The following is a 17,518-nucleotide window of genomic DNA, read 5'->3' as shown; positions in this document are numbered from 1 at the left end:
GTCCCGTCCTGTCGATGTCGGCGGCACCGCTACAGCCAGGCCTCGATCCGGTCCAACTGCTCGTGGGTGAGGCCGACGTAGAGGTCCGGGGCGACCACGAGCACGTGCGGGTGCGCGGCCAGCCAGTCGCCGGTGTCTTCCGCCTGCTCGGCCAGGTCGTCGTCGATCCACACGATCCGCCGGTCCGGCTCCGACTCGGCAACCTCGCGGGCGGCGTCGAGCTTCCACCAGCCCGAGGCGCCGCCGAAGATCCCGAGGAAGCCGGTCGGCGCGGCGTCGGCGCGGGCGTGGGTCCTGAGCCCCCGCGGCAGACCCATCGGCTCGGCCAGCAGCCGGTCGGCGTCCGTCGTCCAGGTGGTCAGCCACTGGATCTCCACCCGGCCCGACTCGTGCAGCTCCCGCAGCCGCGCGGTGATCGTGGGGTCCCACGACAGCAGGAAGCCGTTGAACGTGCCCCGCCGCCACCCGTCGGGCAGCTCGCGGCGCGGCGCGTTGAGCACGCCGTCGACGTCGAGCAGCAGGATCGGGCAGTCGCCGGTCTGGCGCATGGCCGGCCCTCCAGGTGCGGCGGACGGGTGACGGGTCCGTACCCACGACCGGCCGTGAGGTTGCTCCCAGTTCCTTGAGCGCCCGGCCCCGCGCCTGACCCGGAGGGGTGAGGAGGCCCTGCCTCGCGTCGGCCGCGCCCGGTACGAACCACGAGGACTCCGGAACGGGGGAGTCCGGATGGTCGGACGGGCGGGTGCCACCCGCGGCTGGGGGAGACGTGTTCCGGGAACCGCTGCACCGGGATCCGCTCGTCGTCGGCTGGGCGGTCGTCATGTTGCTCGCCGGCTTCGTCGCGCTCGACGGCAACACCGAGTGGAGCGGCTCCCTCGATCCCGACCGCGTCGCCGGCTTCCTGAAGGACCTCGCCGAAGCCTTCCTCTGGTCCTTCTTCCTCCTCCTGCTGCTCGCCTGGCTGCGCGCCAGGGCGTGGCGGTGGGCCGGCGGCGGTCCGGTGCGCCGCACGGGCAGCGGCGGGGGAGCGCGGCGGCCGGACTCCTCCCTCCCGTGGACCGACCGCTGGATCCGCGACTGGCGCGAGGACGACGCCCACCGCCGCGCGTCCGGCACGGCGGACGGCGAGTCGCGATCCGTCGCCTGCCGGCACGGCGTCCCCGCGGACGGCGGCCCGCACGACACCCAGGTGCCCGTGCTGCGCGCAATCTCGGTGAGCCACACGATCGTCCGGCCGGGCTCCCGCGTGCTGGTCACCTGGTGCTTCGAGCACGCGCTCGACGTCGTCGTCGACGGCCGGGGCGGCCACCCGCCGTGCGGCGAGGCGATGGTGCGGGTCGACGCCAGCCGGCGCATCGAGGTCGCCGGCCGCAACCGCCTCGCCACGACGCCCGCGGCCACGCCGGTGGTCGCCGCCGTCGCCGTGCCGCAGCTCGACCTCCCGACCGTGAGCGCGCCCCCGCCGGTGTCCCTGCACTCCGACGTCGCGGCGACCGTCGGCGCCCCGTCGTCGGTCACCCAGCGGCTCGACGACTTCCTGGCCACCCAGGAGGCCCTCCGCCCGCGGTTCGAGACCTCGCCCCGCGTCGTGGGCGTGCCCTCCTCCCTCGTCGACAGCCTGCGCCGCAGCGCCGGCCGGAAGGACCCGAAGTGAGCTCCCGTAAGTCGGCGGCCCGCCGTCTGGTCAGCCGCGCCGTCGTCACCGAGCAGCTGCTCACGGTCGCCGGCGCCAACCGCGAGGTGCTGCGCGAGGCGCCCAAGGAGCGCGGCAAGCAGGTGGCGATGGGCGCCGTCCTGCTCTCCACCGCGGGGCTGGCGGTGGTGTCGGCGAGCTACGCGCTCCACCTGGCACTGCACCTGTGGTGGCCGGTCGCCATCGCCGGCGGCCTCGTGTGGGGCCTGGTCATCCTCAACCTCGACCGCTGGCTCGTCGTCTCCTCGCCGCGGCTGAGGAGCAAGGCCGGCACGCTGGCCATGGCGACGCCGCGCGTGCTGCTCGCCGTCCTCATCGGTGCCGTCGTCTCGACGCCGCTGACGCTCGCCGTCTTCAGCGCCGAGATCGACACCGAGGTGCGGGTGATGGCTGCTGAGGAGGAGGACGCCTTCACCCGGCAGCTCGCCGAGGACAGTCGCTACGCCCAGCTGCCGGCGCTGCGCGAGCAGATCGCCGCGCTGGAGGCCGACATCGCTGACGGGGTCACGCCCGCGGACGTCAACGCGGATCCCGCTGTGCTGGCACTGCAGGAGGAGCTCGCGGACACGCGCGCCCGGTTCGAGGAGGCCGAGCAGGCGTACCAGGCGGAGCGCGACGGTACGGGCGGCAGCGGTGTGCGGGGGGACGGGCCCGAGACCGAGGCCAAGCGGATCGTGCGTGACCGCCTCGAGCGAGAGGTCATCGAGCTGGCGCAGCGGCTCGAGGATCTCAAGGTCGAGGTGCGCGAGCAGCTGGAGGCGGAGGAGGTGCAGAAGACCGCCGACCAGCGGACGGAACTCGACCGGCTCGAGGCGCTGGTCGCCGGCACCCAGGAGGCCCGAGACGCGGAGGTCGCCGCGCACGAGGAGGCGGTCGGCACCAGCGACGGCATCCTCGCCCGGCTGACGGCGCTCGGGCGCCTGGGGGAGGACAACCCGACGCTGGCGACCGCGCACTGGCTGCTGTTCGCCTTCATGACCGCGATCGAGTGCCTGCCGATCATCTTCAAGACGATGCTGGCGCTGTCCCCGCCGTCCCTCTACGAGCGGCTGCTCGCGCTGGAGGAGGAGAAGGTCGAGGAGCGGGTCCGGCTGCGGATGCAGGCCGAGTACGAGGAGGCCGAGGTGCTGGCCCGGTCGGCGCTCGCCGCGGCCGAGGCGCGGGCGGCGCGCACGCTGGAGGCCGAGTCACGGGCGACCGGGATGGTGCTCGACGCGCAGCTCGACGTGACCCGCCACGGTGTCCAGCGCTGGCGCGACGAGCAGCTCGCCGGCGCGGTCCGCGTCAACGGGACGGATCTCGTGAAGCGCTCCTGACCCGACCGCGCGCCGGATCACCGGATGCGCGGTTCGGCAGGTGAGGGTGTCGGGACACCGACCGTCCCTAAGTAGGAGCACCGTGCGCATCGGTACCTGGAACCTCAAGCTCTGCCCCACCTCGTCGTCGGACAGGGGGCGGGCGATGGCTGCCTGGCTCGACACCCAGCAGGCGGACCTCTGGCTTCTGACCGAGGTGCACGCGGCATGGCACCCGCACGGTGCGGCGTTCGTGACGTCCCCTCCGCGCAGCCATGACGGAGACGAGTCCAAGCGCTGGGCCGGGATCGAGGCCCGGCTGCCGCTGACGGAGGTCGAGCCCGACGACCGGGAGCACGCGGGCGCCGAGGGACTGGCCCTCGCCCGCGTCGACCTGGACGGGACGTCGGTCCTCGTCGCCTGCTCGGTGCTGCCGTGGCGGGGAGCCGGCTCCTACTGGCGCGGGCTCCCGGACGGCCAGTTCCACCAGTTCCGGTCCGTCCTCGACCACCACGTGGCCCGCATCTCGGCCGAGCGCCGAACCGGTGAGCCGGTCGTCTGGGGCGGGGACCTGAACCAGGAGCTCCTGCAGCCGCACTGGGCTGGCACGCACGATGGAGCGAGGACACTACGGGCAGCCTTCGAGTACCTCGGCCTGACCCCGCTCACCGCCGGGATGGCGCACCTCAACGGCCAGTCTCACGCCATCGACCACCTCGCCGTCAGTTCCGACGTGCTGGCCGATCGGGTGGAGGTGCACCGGCCGACCTGGCCGGACGGCCGGGACCTCAGCGACCACGCCGCCTACACGGCCGACGTCGTCCTGCCCCGGACCTGACGGCGGCCTGGTCCGGATGGGCCGGTGGACCCGGCGGCGACGTTCTGATGCGCCACCGCCGGGTCCCCGGCCGACCTCACGATCCGGTGACCGCGGCACCCAGCTGGTCGTCGGGGTCGGTCGGCTGCACGCCCCGCTTCCTGCCCTCCATCCACGCGATGACGTCGTAGACCCGCAGGGCGGAGACCGTGGCGTCCAGCCCGGCGGCGTCGCGCAGTCGCAGCAAGCGCGCCTGCAGCGCCCCGTCGTCGGCCCGCAGCGCCTGCCGCAGCGGCTCCCACTGCCACGACTGCGCGCAGGTCACCTCGCCGACGACCGAGTCGTAGATCGGCAGCAGCCGCGGCCGCTTGCGGGCACAGAGCTTGCTCGCGATCGTCCGGCCGACCCCGGGGAGCTCCCGCAGGGCGGTCTCGAGCCGCCAGCCCGGCCAGTCGCGGTGCACGGGCTCGGTCTCCTGCGCGAAGTCGCGGTCCGGGCCGACGTCGCGGAGCAGCCGGCAGAACCGCTCCGCCTCCGTGTGCAGCAGGCGGTGGGCGGCCATCGGGGGGACGACGACGGACAGGAAGGTGACGGCGACGACGTCCTCGGCCGTGAAGCGATCCGGGTCCTGCTGCCCACCCCAACCGTCGAAGTAGGAGCCGGTGTAGGCCGAACCGCCGTCGCGGCCGTAGTACTCACGCAGGAAGGCGAGGGCGCGGGTGTCGTCGTCGGTCTGCAGGGCCTCGGGCAGGCGGTAGCTCACGGGTACTCCAACTCGGTGTCGTGGGTCGTCAAGGGAGGAGGTCGAGCGGTTCGCCGACCGGGCGCGGGTCGGGCTCGGCCCAGCCACGCACCACCCGGGCGGTCCACGGGACGTCGTCGTCCAGCGCGGCGGCCAGCGCGCGCGTGTACGCGGGCAGGTGCGGAGCGCCGTCCGAGCGGGCCCCCACCACCAGCGCCAGTCGGATCCGGGCGCCGTCGGCCGCGCCCAGCCGGCCAGTGAGCGCGGCTCGGTACGCCTGCGCCCAGATCAGGTAGTCCAGTCCCTGCAGGAGGAAGAGCGGATCGGCGTTCTTCTCCAGCTTCGTCTCGGTGACCAGCACGTCCCCGTTGCCGTCGAGGCCGACCAGGTCCACGTACCCGCGCGCCCACCCGCGGGCGGTGTCCGTCGGCCGCCAGGCCGGGACCTCCCGCATCGCCTGCTGCTCGATGCCGACCACCGCGGGGTTGCGGCGCAGCACGGCCTGGAGCAGGTGCTCGTCGTCGCGCCGGACGGCCGGGTCGTCCCCGCTCGACCGCGCGGCGATCGCGGCGTCCACCTCCTCGCGGATCGCCTTCAGCTCGGCCGCCGACAGCGGACCCTTCAAGGGCCAGGTGTGGCGTTCGGGGTCGGCGGAGTGGTGGATGCCGGCCCGGACACGGACGCCGCCACTCGTGCGCACGACCGAGAGCACCCGCTGGCCGCGGTGGTGCCAGGACCGCTCCGACTGGGTGTGCGCCGGGTCGAGGCGGTCGTCGCGTGTGGCCAGGTCCACCAGCTCGGTGACCCAGTCGGCCCGGTCCCGCAGGTGCAGTGCGGTGGCCGCGCGCCGGAACTCGGCCTCGGACGTCGTCCCGCCGAGGGAGGCGGTCACGGCCGCGACGGTGTCCTCGCGGTTGCGCTCGGGTGCGGGGACGGCGCGCCGGCCGTCGTGCAGCCACAGCGCCGGGCGGGCGGCGGCGCGCAGCCACGGGATGCGCTGGGCGGTCGCGGTGCTCGACTCCTCCGGCAGCGCCAGGACCAGGCGGCGCCGGCCGGCCCAGGCCACGCCGTACGCCAGCGCCAGCTCGATGGCCCGCTCCTCCTGCTCACCGGCCACGAGCAGCACGGTCTCGGCGTCGCCGAACTGGGCGAAGCGGTCGGACCGGCGGGGTTCACGGACCAGCCGGTCGTCGACGGACGCGGCGATGGCGTCTGCGCGAGAGCCGTTGAAGAGCTTGCGCTCCGCGGCGGTGTCGGGCACGGGTGTCTCCCACGGACGGAACAGGTGTCCCCGGGAGGCTCGCTCGTCGAAGCGGACGACGACGTTCCGGCGCGCCGACGAGGGACCCGTGGTGCTGGTGCGGTCACTCGCCTCACCAGCAGGACGGATGTCCCGACTGCGGTTGACGAGCGGTGTGGACGCCGGTCAGTTCCACGGGACGGTGCAGTCCTGCAGGCGGGCGGCGATCGACTCGACGTCGTCGAGTTCGCCGGCCGCGATCGCCATGATGAGCTCGTACGCCTCGTCGTTCGACAGGGTCAACCGCACGCCGTTGAGGCCGTAGAAGGCGATGGTGGCGGCCAGCGAGAGCCGCTTGTTGCCGTCGACCAACGGGTGGCTGCGGGCGATCGAGTGCAGCAGTGCTGCTGCCTTGTGGTGGATCGTCGGGTACGCGTCCTCGCCGAACGCCGTCGCCTCCGGCCTGGCGGCCGCGGACGCGAGCAACCCCATGTCGCGGACCTCGACTGTGCCCAGCGTCCGCCGCGCGACGTGCAGCAGGTCCTCGAGGTCGAGGTGGATCACTGGCCGAGCCGCTCCAGGGCCTCGGCGTACCGGGGGAGCTCCCGGTCCAGGACGCGGTCGAGCAGCTCGCGCTTGCTGGTCCGCTCGACGTAGTCGCGGACCGCCTGCCGGGCGACGTCCTGCATGGACCGCCCCTCCAGCTCGGCCCTGCGGCGGAGGGCTTCGGTCTCCTGCTCGTCGAGACGCAGAGTCATCGCCATGAACCAACGATACCAAGTGTGGTACCACCGTTCCTTGCTCAACCCGATCAGCTGCCTCCTCGCACGACATCACCGAGTGCCGCTGGCACCCTGCTCGTGTGCCCGTGTCGATGACCATCCGCGAGGTCCCGAACGAGACGCGCGATGAACTCGCCGCACGAGCGGCCCGCGTGGGCCAGTCACTGGAGCAGTACGTCCGAGCGCTGTTGATCGAGCTGGCGCGGCGTCCGAGTCTCGTGGAGCTGTGGGACCGGGTCGATCAGCGGGTCAGGGCGACCGGGAGCCGGCTGGCGGCCGAGAAGACCCTCGAACTCCACGACCACGACCGCCAATGGCGGTCGTCGTCGCCTTCTGTTCCGGTCGCCGGTTGATGGGTGTGGGCGTCAGGACAGCCCGGGGAGGTTGACGACGATCGCCTCCTGGCTGCTGCGGGCGATGACGACCACGGCCTCCTCGTCGGTCGGGTTCTCCTCGCGGTGCGGGGTGTGCGGCGGCACGAAGACGTAGTCACCCGGACCGGTGGCCAGCCGCACCTCCTCGCCGTCGCGCGCGAAGACGAACACCGGGTGCCCGCGCAGCACGTGGATGGCGGTCTCGGAGTCGCCGTGGTGGTGGTCGCCGGACGACGTCCGCGGCGCGACGTGCGTCTGCCCCATCCACACCCGCTGCGAGCCGACGGTCTTCGCCGAGATCGCCTCCCGCCGGTCCATGCCGCTGGTCTGGCCGGTGTCCCCGCTGAGCTCGTCGGCCCGGATGTGCCGCAGCGGCTGGTGCCAGCCGTCGGCCTGCTGCTCGGTCATGCCGCCAGCCGACCGCGTGGCCGGGCCACGGTCAAGACGAGGCTGTGGGGCAGGTGTGACGAGCGCGACGGCGGAGGGGTCCCGACCACGATCGCGACTGCCGATGAGCCAGGGGAGCGGCGGTCAGACCCCCGTCGTTCGGGGGAGTGGCTCTCGCATGGCTGGACGACGACGGCTCCAGGACCGGCTCGCGGTCCTCGGTGGCGCGCGGCCCGACCTGCTCGAGGCGGCGCCGGGCGCGCGGCCGAAGTTCGCCGCGCTGGGCGGCGTCCTGCTCAGCACCGGCGGCCTCGCCGTCGCCTCGGCGGCATTCGCGCTGCACATGGCCCTCGGCGTGTGGTGGCCGTTCGCGCTGGTGCTCGGCCTCGGCTGGGGCGCCGTCGTGGTCAACCTCGACCGGATGCTGCTCGTCGGCATGGCCCACGACGCCTCGCTCAAGCGGAACCTCGCCCTCGCCGTCCCCCGTGTGGGGCTCGCGCTCGTCCTCGGCGTCGTCGTCGCCACCCCGCTGACGCTGCAGGTGTTCCACAAGGAGATCGACGCCGAGATCACCGTCATGCAGGCCGAGGCCGCGGACGCCTACCGGCAGTCGCTGGAGTCCGACGCGCGCTTCGCCGGCCTCGAGGACCTGCAGGAGAGGGTCACGCAGGAACAGGACGTCGTGGCCACCGGCGGGCAGTCCGACCCCGCGCTGATCGCCGTCCAGGCCGACGTCACCGCCAAGCAGGCCGCCTACGACGCGGCCCTGGCCACCCAGCGCGACCTCGAGGCGCGCGCCCAGTGCGAACTCGACGGCACCTGCGGCACCGGCGACGCCGGCACCGGCGAGGCCTACGTCCAGGCCCGCGCCGCCGCCGACGCGCAGGCCGCCGTCGTCGCCAGTGCCCGCGGTGAGCTCGACGCCGCCCTCGACACCGCCGACGGCGCCGAGTCGCGCAGCGCCGACCTCGCCGCCGCCGCGCTGGCCACCGACTCCGCCGAGCTGGCCCGGCTGACCGCCGAGCTCGACCGGCTGCAGTCGGCGTTCAACGCCACCAACGAGGGCTCCGGCGGCATCCTGCTGCGGCTGGAGGCGCTCGACCGGCTCAGCGACCGCAACGCCACCCTGGCCGCGGCGAAGTTCATGCTCTCCCTGCTGTTCATGTGCGTGGAGATCCTGCCGGTGCTCATGAAGGTGCTGCTCAACTTCGGCCCGCCCACCGCCTACGACGAGCTCGCCGCGCTGCGCGACCGCAGCGACGTGGACATCGAGGAGCTGCAGCAGCAGTCACGGCGCAGCGTGGCCGAGGCCAAGGAGGAGCTGCTCGTCATGGCCGAGCAGGAGCGCCTCGACCGGCAGAAGGCCGCCATCCGCGCCCGCCGGCTCGCCGCCCTCGCCCAGGCCCAGCTCGACGCGGAGGAGGCCGCCCGCCCGGCGCCGCAGCCCGCGCCGCCGGTCGAGGAGCCCAGCCGGCAGCTGTGGGACACCGGCCCGATCCGGCTGGCCCGCTCGGCCGCGCGGACCGTCCGCACCGGCCGCCGCCGTCCCAGCGACCGCGTCGCGGTCTGACGTGGCGACGACCTGGGGTCCGCTGCCGGCGCCGCGGCTGCTGAGCGGCGAGGAGCCCATCTCCGGCACCGACGCGAGGCTGCGGGACTTCTGGTCCTGGGCGTACTCAGACCTGCGCACCAACACCACGCGCCCGCTGCTGGCCGAGTACCCGGTCGCCCGGGCGGTCGGCGCGGAACTGCGGCCGCGCGTCGAGTGGGACTCCTGCGACGTCCGGACGCCGGACGGTCTGCGGCTGGAGGTCAAGTCCGGCGCCTACCTGCAGGCGTGGGAGCAGTCGAAGCTGACGGCGATCGCCTTCGGCGGCCTGCGCGCCCGCGTGTGGGGCCCTGACGGTCGCGGAGTTGACCAGACCTACAACGCGGACGGCTACGTCTTCGCGGTCCAGACCGCAACCGAGCACGCAAGCTACGACGCGCTCGAGCTCGGTCAGTGGTCGTTCTGGGTGCTGCCCCGCTCAGTCGTTGTCGGGACCGGCCAGTCGAGCCTGGGGCTCGCGCGGGTGCAGGAGCTGGCCGGCCCGCCGGTGTCCTACGCCGGGCTATCTGACCGCATCCGCACGATCGTCGTGCGGACGGCCTGACCGGGGAGGGTGGCGCCGTGACGCCGTCGCGCTGGTGCTGCCGGAAGCCGACTGGTCGCCGTGGACGCCGTTGAGGGAGGCGGCGTCGACCGCGCCGGTCGTGCCCGGCGTCTATCTGGCACGCGGCGGCCCGAACGGGCCGCCGCTCTACGTCGGCCATGCCGGCGAACGTGCCGCCAACCGACCCGGGCTCCGCGGCCGACTGGGTGTCTACGCGCGCGGCAAGGGCGCGGTGAGCGGCATGGGAGAGGCGGCGCTCGACCGTGCGCTCGCCGACCCGGCGTTCATCCGGCAACAGTTCGCCCTGCTGGGGGCGGGGACGCCGCAGCGCGCCAAGGGCTGGGTACGCGCAGCACTCAACTGGGCGGACGTTCAAATGTCGAGCCGAGCGGCAGATCAAGCAGGAGGCCGTTGCCTCAGAGGCCCGGCTGCTGACGCTGCTGAGTGGGCAAGATCAATGGAACCGTGCGTGGCCCGGCCGTGGCGGCCGCGCATAGGTCCGTCCTCGCCGGGACTCGACCGCGAATGGTCCCGAAGGTGTAGTTGCAGGACGGTCCGAACGGAAGCGCTCCCCCCGAGTTCCACGTCGACGTGCGTGCACGTGAGCCCTGTGGCCGTCATCCGAGGTCGTCGGGTGCCATCTCGATCCGGTGCTCGGACAGCGGCGCGATGGCTGCCACCATGTCTCGGTAGTCGCGTTGATTCAGCTGGGTAGTGTGCCACAGCTCCAAGTCGGGCGCGACCTTGTGAGCGCGTTGAGGGCGTGTCAAAGCGTCTCGGCTCCGTCCCAGTCGAGGCGGCCCCACTACGGCCAGGATCCGGTCGATGCCTACATCTCTGGCCACTCGATCCGCCACCAGTCTGAAGGCCGCCGAGGCGGTCATGTGCCGACCGAGGACCCGGCCGTCTTCAGTGACCGTGAAGCGAGTGGTACTTCTGCCTGCATCTCGACTCAAGCTGTACAGGACGTTGTCCGCGGCAGTCAGGTAATCGATGGCCTCGGCGGAGCGGATCTCTTTACGGCCGTGTACTACCCGATTGCGTAGCTCGGCCATGCTCCGGATCGCTTCAGCGGTGGATGCATCGATGACGCCACTGTCGTGACCGATCCGGGCGAGCTGCAGGCCGCTGTTCGACTCAGGTGCGCGCAGTCCGGCTGCCGCCAGGCGCTCACGCACCTTGTCCACGACGCGCTCATAGGCCGCGATGATGGCCTTCGTCGGGTCACGTTCAGCTGCGACGTACAGGTCCTCGTCCACGCTCGTAATGGCGTCGGGTGAGGGCTCCGAGCCTTGACCGGTGCTCGTCTCAGCGGCTTGCTCGGCACTACGCTGAGCCTCCTCCGTCAGCTCGCGGAACTGCGCCCGGACTCCGAAGGCCTCGAAGTCCGTGAGGCGGTCGGCGATAAAAGGGCGCAGCAGGAGGACGAGGACGACGACGGCAAGCGGCCAAGCAAGGGCCTTCACCAACTCGACGACGAGTTCAGTTGCACTCACCGCCGTACCGTAGCTCCCTGTAGCTGGTTGCTCACAAAAAGCCCATGCGAGGCTGCATCCGCACCGTGCGGTTAGCTCTGCAGTGGTGTCTGGCGATGTCGCTCCGACGCCAGGCGCTCCAGCGCCGCGGTGAAGCTGTCGTTCCACAGCCCGAGGTGCGGCCAGCGCTCGGCGACGTGCGCCGTCGCCTCGGCCGGCGTCATGCCCTGCTCGCGCACCAGCCAGGCGCGCAGTACCAGCCCAGTCCGCGACGCCCCGCCGTGGCAGTGCACGAGTACCCGGTGGCCCTCGGCGTGCAGCGCGGCGAGGTCGTCGAGCACGTCGGCCAGCACGACGTCGACGTCCACGTTGTGGTTGTTGTCGGTCAGGTAGGCCATCCGGTGCAGCGTGTGCGGGAACGGCTCGGCCAGCCGGCACAGGCTGATGACGGCGAAGTCCTCCTCGCTGTACCGCGCGCCGTCGAGGTTGCCCGCCCAGATCCCCGGCAGCACCTCGGCCGGACCCACCCGCGGGATCACGCCCGTCTCCGCCTGGAAGAACTCCTTGCCGTCGAGGTCGGCGGCCAGCCGCAGCAGGTCGGCCAGCCGCTCCACCCGCGCGCCGTGACCGGGCACGCGGCCGTGCACCACCGACGCCCACCGCATCGGGATGCCGCCCATCCCGTACACCGCCCCGGCCAGCCCGCCGGCCACGCACGCGCCCGTGTCGGTGTCCCCGCCCAGGTCGACCACCAGCCGCAGCACCTCGGCGAAGTCGCGCCCGTGCCGCAGCGCCCACAGCGCCTGCCCGAGCGTCGGCCACACGGCGCCGTTCGACTCCGTCGCCCGCGACGGCTCCCAGTCCGGCGCCAGCACAGCCGCCCACCGGTCGCGGTGCTCCGGCCGGACCAGGTCGAGGGCAGCGGGGACGGCGGCCAGCGGGTCGCCGCCGCCGAGCGCCACCCGCAGCAGCTCGTGGAACACCGCGCAGCCCTCGCCCGCGGCCGGGTCGCCGTGGGTGAGCGCCGAGATCCGGCGGGCGGCGTCCACCGTGGCCGCGGTGCCGAACCGGGAGAACCAGATCGCCGCCGGCGTCGTCCGCATGAGCGAGCCGTTGCCCGCCGCCCGGCCGGTGCCCGCAAAGTGCTCGGCCGCCGCGCGGTCCCAGGGGAGCCCGGAGTCGAACACCGCGCGGGTCTGCACGCCGATGTCCGGCGGGCCCGCCGCCGCCCAGGTCGCGAACCGCTCGAAGACGTCGGCCTCGTCCAGGCCGCCGCGCTCCACCAGCGACCGCGCCACCAGCAGCGCCATCTGCGTGTCGTCGGTGAACTCGCCCGGCTCCCACCCGAGCGACCCGCCGCCGCACATCTCGGTCGCCGCGCCCCGGGCCGCCCTGGGGAAGTGCGCCGAGAACGCCCCGGGCGGGCCGAACTCGAACGGCGCCCCGAGCGCGTCCCCCACGGCCGACCCGACCAGGGCCCCGGCCACCCGGTGCGAGCGGTGCAGTCCAGCGGTCACCCGTCCAGTCTCCGCGACGCAGCCCTTGCCATTACTGAGTGCCCGTGGGTGGTCTCCGGAGAACCCCGTGGCGAGGCCACCACTTCGGGGCATGGCGCCGTCCCGTTACTGGCCGTTGTCTCCCGGGTCCTGGACGGTCGTGTCCCGACGAGTCCGTCCACTCCCACGACAGCGAAGGTAGAACGATGACCAGCCTGCTCCGACCGGATTTCGCCACCGCTTCGGCTGCCCTGGTCGGGAACGCACAGCGGCAGAACCTCGCCCGCTTGCACACCTGGCTCGTCGATGAGGTCGGGCTCCTCCCTGGGGAGACGGTCCTGGCGGTGAGCAACTACCAAGAGGGCTCCTTCGGCAGGCTGCCCAACCACGTCGTGCTCGTCACGGACCAACGGATCGCGTTCACGCACGACGGCGGGCTGCGCTCCATCCCGCTGTCCCAGATCGACGCGACCCGTGTCGGCCTGCGAACTGGGCTGGTCAACGGTGAGCTGACCCTGTTGACCACAGGCGGTGAAGCCCTCCGCTTCAAGAAGGGCGTCAGCTTGGCAATCCAAGAGGTCGCCGAGTACACGATCCACGGGGCGGCCGCCTCCGTTCCGGTGCCCGCCCCGGATCGTCCTCTGCCGCGTGCTCCGCGTCGCAGCACCGAGCCCTCCTCGCAGGGAGCCGGGCAGGACAGCGTCACAGGGACCACCGACCAGCTCGTCCGCGCACATGTCCCCGGCGCCCAAGTCCTGCGCGTCGAACACTCCGGCAGCGACCACTTCGCCGTCTTCGAGGTCACGGAGGCTGGTGACCAGGGCGAGCTGCTGGTCAACGTCGTTGGCCGCTACTCGGGGACGCTGGTGTGTGGGCAGCAGGGGCCGCTGGCCGGCTTCGAGGTGTCCGCCTCTGGACCGTGGAGCCTGACGCTCGTCCCCTGGGGGGACGTCCCGCGCTGGCGTGGGCACGAGCGCGGCACGGACTCGGGCGTGCTGGTCCTCCCCGCGCCGGCTCAGGGGCTCGTCAGCGCGACGATCACCTACCGTGGCTTCGACCACCTCGCCGTCACCGCGCATGGCGCCGACTGGGACCTGCTCGTCAACCACGTCGGCGCCTACCGCGGCCAGGTGCGCATCCCTCCGGGCACCGAGTACCTGGTCGTGGACACCACGGGCCCCTGGGAGGCGGTCCTCGACTGACCGGTGCTCGGTGGGACGGGCGACCCTCCCTCCGGCGCGCATCGCCCCGATTCCGGCGCCCGCGTGAGACCGTCCCGTCTCGATGTACCGCACCGACGGCTCCCTGGTCCTGAGCCCCACCGACCTGACCCGCCACCAGGCCTGCGCCCACCTCACGACGCTCGACCTCGCCGTCGCCGACGGGCGGCTCGCGCCGCTCGCCGAGGGCCCCGGCGACCACGCCGAGCTCATCGCCGACCTCGGCACCGAGCACGAGCTGCGCTACCTCGACGCGCTGGAGGCCGAGGGGCGCAGCATCGTGCGCATCCCCGTCCGGCTCGACGCGCGCGGCCGCCGGGAGGCCGAGGCCGAGACCCTCCGGGCGATGCGCGCCGGCGTCGACGTCGTCCACCAGGCGCAGTTCACCGACGGCGTGTGGGCCGGCGCGGCCGACTTCCTCCTGAAGGTGCTGACCCCGTCGGCGCTGGGGGAGTGGTCCTACGAGGTGGCCGACGCCAAGCTCGCCCGCCGCGTCAAGGTGCCCGCGCTGCTGCAGATGGCCACCTACGCAGAGCGGCTCGCCGTCCTCCAGGGCCGGCAGCCCGAGCGGGTCTGCGTGGTCACCGGCGACGGCGTCGCGCACCCGTGGCGGCTGGTCGACGTCGCCGCCTACGCCCGCCGCGCCCGCGCCCGGCTCACCACCTTCGTCGCCGACCCGCCCGCCACCGAGCCGGTCCCGACGCCCTACTGCAGCCAGTGCACCTGGAAGCCCAGGTGCGACGCCGAGCTGGCCGCCGCCGACGACCTGAGCCTCGTCGCCGGCATGCGCGCCGACACCCGCGCCGCCCTGCGCGCCGCCGGGATCACCACCCTCGAGCAGCTCGCCGCCGCCGACGACGCCACGCTGCGGGCCGCCCGCATCGGCGCGGCCACCCGCACCCGCGTCCAGGAGCAGGCCCGCGAGCAGCTCCGCGAGCGCGCCACCGGCGTCCCCACCCGCACCCTGCTGCCACCGGCGCGGAACACCGGCCTGCTCCGGCTGCCCGAGCCCAGCGCCGGCGACCTCTACCTCGACTTCGAGGGCGACCCGCACTCCGCCGACGGCGCGGGGCTGGAGTACCTCGCCGGCATCGGCCGGCGCGACGGCAGCTTCACCGCGCTCTGGGCGCACGACCCCGTCGCCGAGAGGCAGATGGTCTGCGACCTGATCGACCTCGTCCGCGAGGCCTGGCAGGCCGACCGCGGCATGCACGTCTACCACTACGCCGCCTACGAGGTCAGCGCGCTCAAGCGGCTCACCGGCCGCTACGGCGTCCGCGAGGCCGAGCTCGACGAGCTGCTGCGCGCCGAGCGGTTCGTCGACCTCTATCCCGTCGTGAAGCAGTCGATGCGGATCAGCAAGGGCTCGTACTCGATCAAGAAGGTCGAGGCGTTCTACGGCCGGGAGCACACCGGCGACGTCGCCAGCGCGATGGGCAGCGTCATCGCCTACGAGCAGTGGCTCGCCGACCGCGACCCGGCACGACTGGACGCCATCGAGCTGTACAACAAGGACGACGTCGACTCCACCCGCGAGCTGCACGACTGGCTGGAGACGCAGCGCGAGGAGCTGGAGCGGGAGTTCGGCGGCCAGGACCGACCGCTGGTCTCGGAGACCACCGGGCCGGCCGAGCGGTCGGAGGCCGAGCTCGCCGAGCTGGCGCTGGTCGGCCGGCTGCAGGAGGCGGGCCACGGCCTGCTCGCCGACCTCGTCCAGTGGCACCGCCGCGAGGCCCGGCCCGGCTGGTGGGAGTTCTTCAGCCGCACGGACCTCGACGACGCCGCCCTGGTCGAGGACGGCACCGTGCTCGGCGGGCTGTCGGCGCCGGTCGAGATCGGCACGGAGAAGCGGTCGAAGCTCTACGCGCTGGGCTTCCCGACGCAGGACACGAAGCTCTCGGTCGGGTCGAAGGTGGTCGACGTCGACACCCGCGCCCGGGTCGGCGAGATCCGCGAGCTGGACGCCGTCGCCGGCCGCGTCGTCGTCAAGACGACCAAGGAGCTCTCCCCGCGGGCGCTCGGCCCGGAGGGTCCCCTCGACGACAAGGGCATGCGCGGGGCGATCGCGGCCACCGCCGAGGCCGTGCTCGACGGCCGCGACTGCCTGGGCCAGGCGCTGCTGGAGCGGCGGGTGCCGGCCGACTGCCGCCGCCGGCCCGGCGAGCAGGCCGGCGACGCCGTCGTCCGCATCGGGCTGCGGCTCGACGGCGAGGTGCTCGCCGTCCAGGGACCGCCCGGCAGCGGCAAGACGCGGGCGGCCTCGCACCTGATCCGCGCGCTGCTCGACGCCGGCAAGAAGGTCGGCGTCACGGCCACCTCGCACGCCGTCATCGGCAACGTGCTCTCGGCCGTCGGGCGGCCCGCGCTGCAGAAGTGCGACGAGCACCAGGCGTGCGGCGCGCCCGGCGTGGAGTGGTCGAAGGACGGCAGGGACGTCGCCCGGCGGCTCGTCGACGGCGACGTGTCGCTGGTCGGCGGGACGGCGTGGTTCTGGACGCAGCCCGACCTCGCCGAGGCCGTCGACGTGCTCGTCGTCGACGAGGCCGGGCAGTTCTCGCTCGCCAACGCCGTCGCGGTGGCGCGGTCGGCCCGCTCGCTGGTGCTGCTCGGCGACCCGCAGCAGCTCGCCCAGCCCTCGCAGGGCGTGCACCCCGGCGACTCGGGGCTCTCGGCGCTGGAGCACCTGCTCGAGGGCCACCCCACGGTGCCGGAGGGCCGGGGGATCTTCCTCGACACCACCTACCGGATGCACCCGGCGCTGACCGCGTTCGTCTCCGACCTGGCCTACGAGGGCCGGCTGGAGTCGGCGCCGCTGCGCGAGCGGATCAGCGTGCGGCCGGGCGGGCTGGTCTCGGGCAGCGGCCTGGCCGTGCGCTCCGTGGCCCACACGGCGTCGGCGGCGGCGTCGTCCCGGGAGGAGGCCGCCGAGGTCGCCGCCGTCTGGCGGTCGCTGCAGGGCGTCGGCTGGGTCGACTCCGAGGGCAGCGAGCGGCCGATCGGCCCCGACGACGTGCTCGTCGTGGCCCCCTACAACAACCAGGTGGCGCTCATCCGCTCGCTGCTGCCCGACGGCGCACGGGTGGGCACCGTCGACCGGTTCCAGGGCCAGGAGGCGCCGGTGGTCGTGTACTCGACCACCTCCACGTCGGCCGACGACGCCCCGCGCGGGGTGTCGTTCCTCTACGACCTCAACCGGCTCAACGTCGCGGTCTCCCGGGCCAAGGCGCTGGCCGTGGTGGTGATGAGCCCGCTGCTGCTCGACGCGCAGGTGCGCACGCCGGAGCAGCTGCGCCAGGTCAACGCCCTGTGCCGGCTGGCGGAGATGGCGGGTACCTGACGCAGCGGCTCCGGCCGGACCGGCGTGCAGCCGGTCCCGGGCTCACCCGGGCGGAGGCGGAGGAGTCGGCTTCGGTCTCGGCGCCACACCCAGCCCTCCCACAGGCCGTCGCATGTACTGGTCCAGCGTGAAGTGCCCGGGCCCCCTGGGGACGACGTCCGGGATCACACCCGTCTCATCCGATCCGGCCTCCGTGGAACCGGCGGCGTCACGTGCGACGTCGGCCTCACCTCCGGGGGCCTCGTGCAGCAGCCAGACGACGTCCTGACCCCACGGGCATCCGTCGGTGGAAGGCGTCTCCTCGACGTGCCGCACCAGACGCACCGGGATCTCCAGCCAGTCCTGGAGGGTGTGGTCGTAGTAGAGCCGGATCCGCTCGGGGTCCGTGTCGATCACCCCCACCAGGCCGGTCAGCACGACCATCGGTGGCGGGGCACCGCCCTCGGGGAGGAGCCGCTGCACCAGCGGGTGGGCGAGCGCGGCCACGGCCGCGAGCCGGCTCACGTC

Annotated in this window: 17 protein-coding genes; 8 read left to right on the top strand and 9 right to left on the bottom strand. The window is 73.5% G+C overall.

The annotated features are described in order from the left end of the window. Positions 1-29 precede the first annotated feature (29 nt). Positions 30-548 (bottom strand): HAD domain-containing protein, encoded by a 519-nt coding sequence (locus BLQ97_RS12305; RefSeq protein WP_091366147.1) that lies wholly within the window; start codon positions 546-548, stop codon positions 30-32. A 218-nt stretch (positions 549-766) separates the two neighbouring features. Between BLQ97_RS12305 and BLQ97_RS23340 the strand changes: the two genes are divergently transcribed. From BLQ97_RS23340 to BLQ97_RS12295, 3 genes are read left to right on the top strand one after another with little or no spacing between them, the layout of a single operon-like run. After that, entirely contained in the window at positions 767-1,654 is an 888-nt protein-coding gene (locus tag BLQ97_RS23340) for a hypothetical protein (RefSeq protein WP_175471709.1), read from the top strand. Then, complete coding sequence (locus BLQ97_RS23335; protein WP_175471708.1) at positions 1,651-3,009, top strand: DUF4407 domain-containing protein; 1,359 nt, start codon at positions 1,651-1,653, stop codon at positions 3,007-3,009. The genes BLQ97_RS23340 and BLQ97_RS23335 overlap by 4 nt, the downstream gene beginning before the upstream one ends. Positions 3,010-3,049: 40 nt before the next feature. Continuing rightward, positions 3,050-3,826, top strand: coding sequence for an endonuclease/exonuclease/phosphatase family protein (locus BLQ97_RS12295; RefSeq protein WP_342670506.1), 777 nt, complete (start codon positions 3,050-3,052; stop codon positions 3,824-3,826). A gap of 76 nt (positions 3,827-3,902) precedes the next feature. On the opposite strand, the gene BLQ97_RS12290 is transcribed toward BLQ97_RS12295, so the two are convergent. The 4 genes from BLQ97_RS12290 to BLQ97_RS12275 all read right to left on the bottom strand — a co-directional run bounded on the left by BLQ97_RS12290 (position 3,903) and on the right by BLQ97_RS12275 (position 6,551). Further along, complete coding sequence (locus BLQ97_RS12290) at positions 3,903-4,568, bottom strand: DUF6308 family protein (RefSeq protein WP_091366144.1); 666 nt, start codon at positions 4,566-4,568, stop codon at positions 3,903-3,905. Between the two features lie 28 nt (positions 4,569-4,596). Beyond that, positions 4,597-5,808 (bottom strand): hypothetical protein, encoded by a 1,212-nt coding sequence (locus tag BLQ97_RS12285; RefSeq protein ID WP_091366143.1) that lies wholly within the window; start codon positions 5,806-5,808, stop codon positions 4,597-4,599. A 165-nt stretch (positions 5,809-5,973) separates the two neighbouring features. Further along, on the bottom strand, positions 5,974-6,351 hold the full coding sequence (locus BLQ97_RS12280; RefSeq protein ID WP_091366142.1) for a type II toxin-antitoxin system death-on-curing family toxin: 378 nt from the start codon (positions 6,349-6,351) through the stop codon (positions 5,974-5,976). Next, positions 6,348-6,551 carry a ribbon-helix-helix protein, CopG family gene (locus BLQ97_RS12275; protein WP_175471707.1) on the bottom strand — a complete coding sequence of 68 codons (204 nt, stop codon included), beginning with the start codon at positions 6,549-6,551 and terminating at the stop codon, positions 6,348-6,350. Before BLQ97_RS12275 ends, BLQ97_RS12280 begins: the two co-directional genes overlap by 4 nt. A 110-nt stretch (positions 6,552-6,661) precedes the next feature. On the opposite strand from BLQ97_RS12275, the gene BLQ97_RS12270 reads away from it, so the two are divergent. Further along, positions 6,662-6,922: a FitA-like ribbon-helix-helix domain-containing protein gene (locus BLQ97_RS12270; protein WP_425402614.1), complete on the top strand. Its 261-nt coding sequence runs from the start codon at positions 6,662-6,664 to the stop codon at positions 6,920-6,922. 12 nt (positions 6,923-6,934) lie between these two features. Here the strand turns inward: BLQ97_RS12270 and BLQ97_RS12265 are convergent, their stop codons facing one another. Then, positions 6,935-7,351: a cupin domain-containing protein gene (locus BLQ97_RS12265; protein WP_091366140.1), complete on the bottom strand. Its 417-nt coding sequence runs from the start codon at positions 7,349-7,351 to the stop codon at positions 6,935-6,937. 157 nt (positions 7,352-7,508) lie between these two features. Between BLQ97_RS12265 and BLQ97_RS12260 the strand changes: the two genes are divergently transcribed. Then, a complete protein-coding gene (locus BLQ97_RS12260) occupies positions 7,509-8,900 on the top strand; it encodes a DUF4407 domain-containing protein (protein WP_091366139.1) in 1,392 nt (463 codons plus the stop codon). Position 8,901: 1 nt separating this feature from the next. Continuing rightward, positions 8,902-9,483, top strand: a complete 582-nt coding sequence (locus tag BLQ97_RS12255; protein WP_091366138.1) for a hypothetical protein — start codon at positions 8,902-8,904, stop codon at positions 9,481-9,483. Between the two features lie 617 nt (positions 9,484-10,100). Here the strand turns inward: BLQ97_RS12255 and BLQ97_RS12250 are convergent. Both BLQ97_RS12250 and BLQ97_RS12245 read right to left on the bottom strand, forming a co-directional pair. After that, positions 10,101-10,979: a HepT-like ribonuclease domain-containing protein gene (locus BLQ97_RS12250; protein ID WP_091366137.1), complete on the bottom strand. Its 879-nt coding sequence runs from the start codon at positions 10,977-10,979 to the stop codon at positions 10,101-10,103. 71 nt (positions 10,980-11,050) lie between these two features. Beyond that, on the bottom strand, positions 11,051-12,475 hold the full coding sequence (locus BLQ97_RS12245) for an ADP-ribosylglycohydrolase family protein (RefSeq protein ID WP_091366136.1): 1,425 nt from the start codon (positions 12,473-12,475) through the stop codon (positions 11,051-11,053). Between the two features lie 185 nt (positions 12,476-12,660). On the opposite strand from BLQ97_RS12245, the gene BLQ97_RS12240 reads away from it, so the two are divergent. Then, positions 12,661-13,656, top strand: a complete 996-nt coding sequence (locus tag BLQ97_RS12240) for a hypothetical protein (RefSeq protein ID WP_091366135.1) — start codon at positions 12,661-12,663, stop codon at positions 13,654-13,656. An 82-nt stretch (positions 13,657-13,738) separates the two neighbouring features. Beyond that, positions 13,739-17,011, top strand: a complete 3,273-nt coding sequence (locus BLQ97_RS12235) for a TM0106 family RecB-like putative nuclease (protein ID WP_091366134.1) — start codon at positions 13,739-13,741, stop codon at positions 17,009-17,011. Positions 17,012-17,053: 42 nt separating this feature from the next. Here the strand turns inward: BLQ97_RS12235 and BLQ97_RS12230 are convergent, their stop codons facing one another. After that, positions 17,054-17,515 (bottom strand): hypothetical protein, encoded by a 462-nt coding sequence (locus BLQ97_RS12230; RefSeq protein WP_139173595.1) that lies wholly within the window; start codon positions 17,513-17,515, stop codon positions 17,054-17,056. Positions 17,516-17,518: the final 3 nt, after the last annotated feature.

The organism is Geodermatophilus telluris, from assembly GCF_900102745.1.
Lineage (GTDB): Bacteria > Actinomycetota > Actinomycetes > Mycobacteriales > Geodermatophilaceae > Geodermatophilus > Geodermatophilus telluris.
This window is presented reverse-complemented; position numbering and strand designations above follow the sequence as displayed.

Bases quoted from the DNA above. Each gene is read 5' to 3' on its own strand.
- BLQ97_RS12305 (WP_091366147.1), bottom strand. From the start codon at position 548: ATGCGCCAGACCGGCGACTGCCCGATCCTGCTGCTCGACGTCGACGGC.
- BLQ97_RS12275 (WP_175471707.1), bottom strand. From the start codon at position 6,551: ATGGCGATGACTCTGCGTCTCGACGAGCAGGAGACCGAAGCCCTCCGC.
- BLQ97_RS12270 (WP_425402614.1), top strand. From the start codon at position 6,662: ATGACCATCCGCGAGGTCCCGAACGAGACGCGCGATGAACTCGCCGCA.
- BLQ97_RS12265 (WP_091366140.1), bottom strand. From the start codon at position 7,351: ATGACCGAGCAGCAGGCCGACGGCTGGCACCAGCCGCTGCGGCACATC.
- BLQ97_RS12260 (WP_091366139.1), top strand. From the start codon at position 7,509: ATGGCTGGACGACGACGGCTCCAGGACCGGCTCGCGGTCCTCGGTGGC.
- BLQ97_RS12240 (WP_091366135.1), top strand. From the start codon at position 12,661: ATGACCAGCCTGCTCCGACCGGATTTCGCCACCGCTTCGGCTGCCCTG.
- BLQ97_RS12235 (WP_091366134.1), top strand. From the start codon at position 13,739: ATGTACCGCACCGACGGCTCCCTGGTCCTGAGCCCCACCGACCTGACC.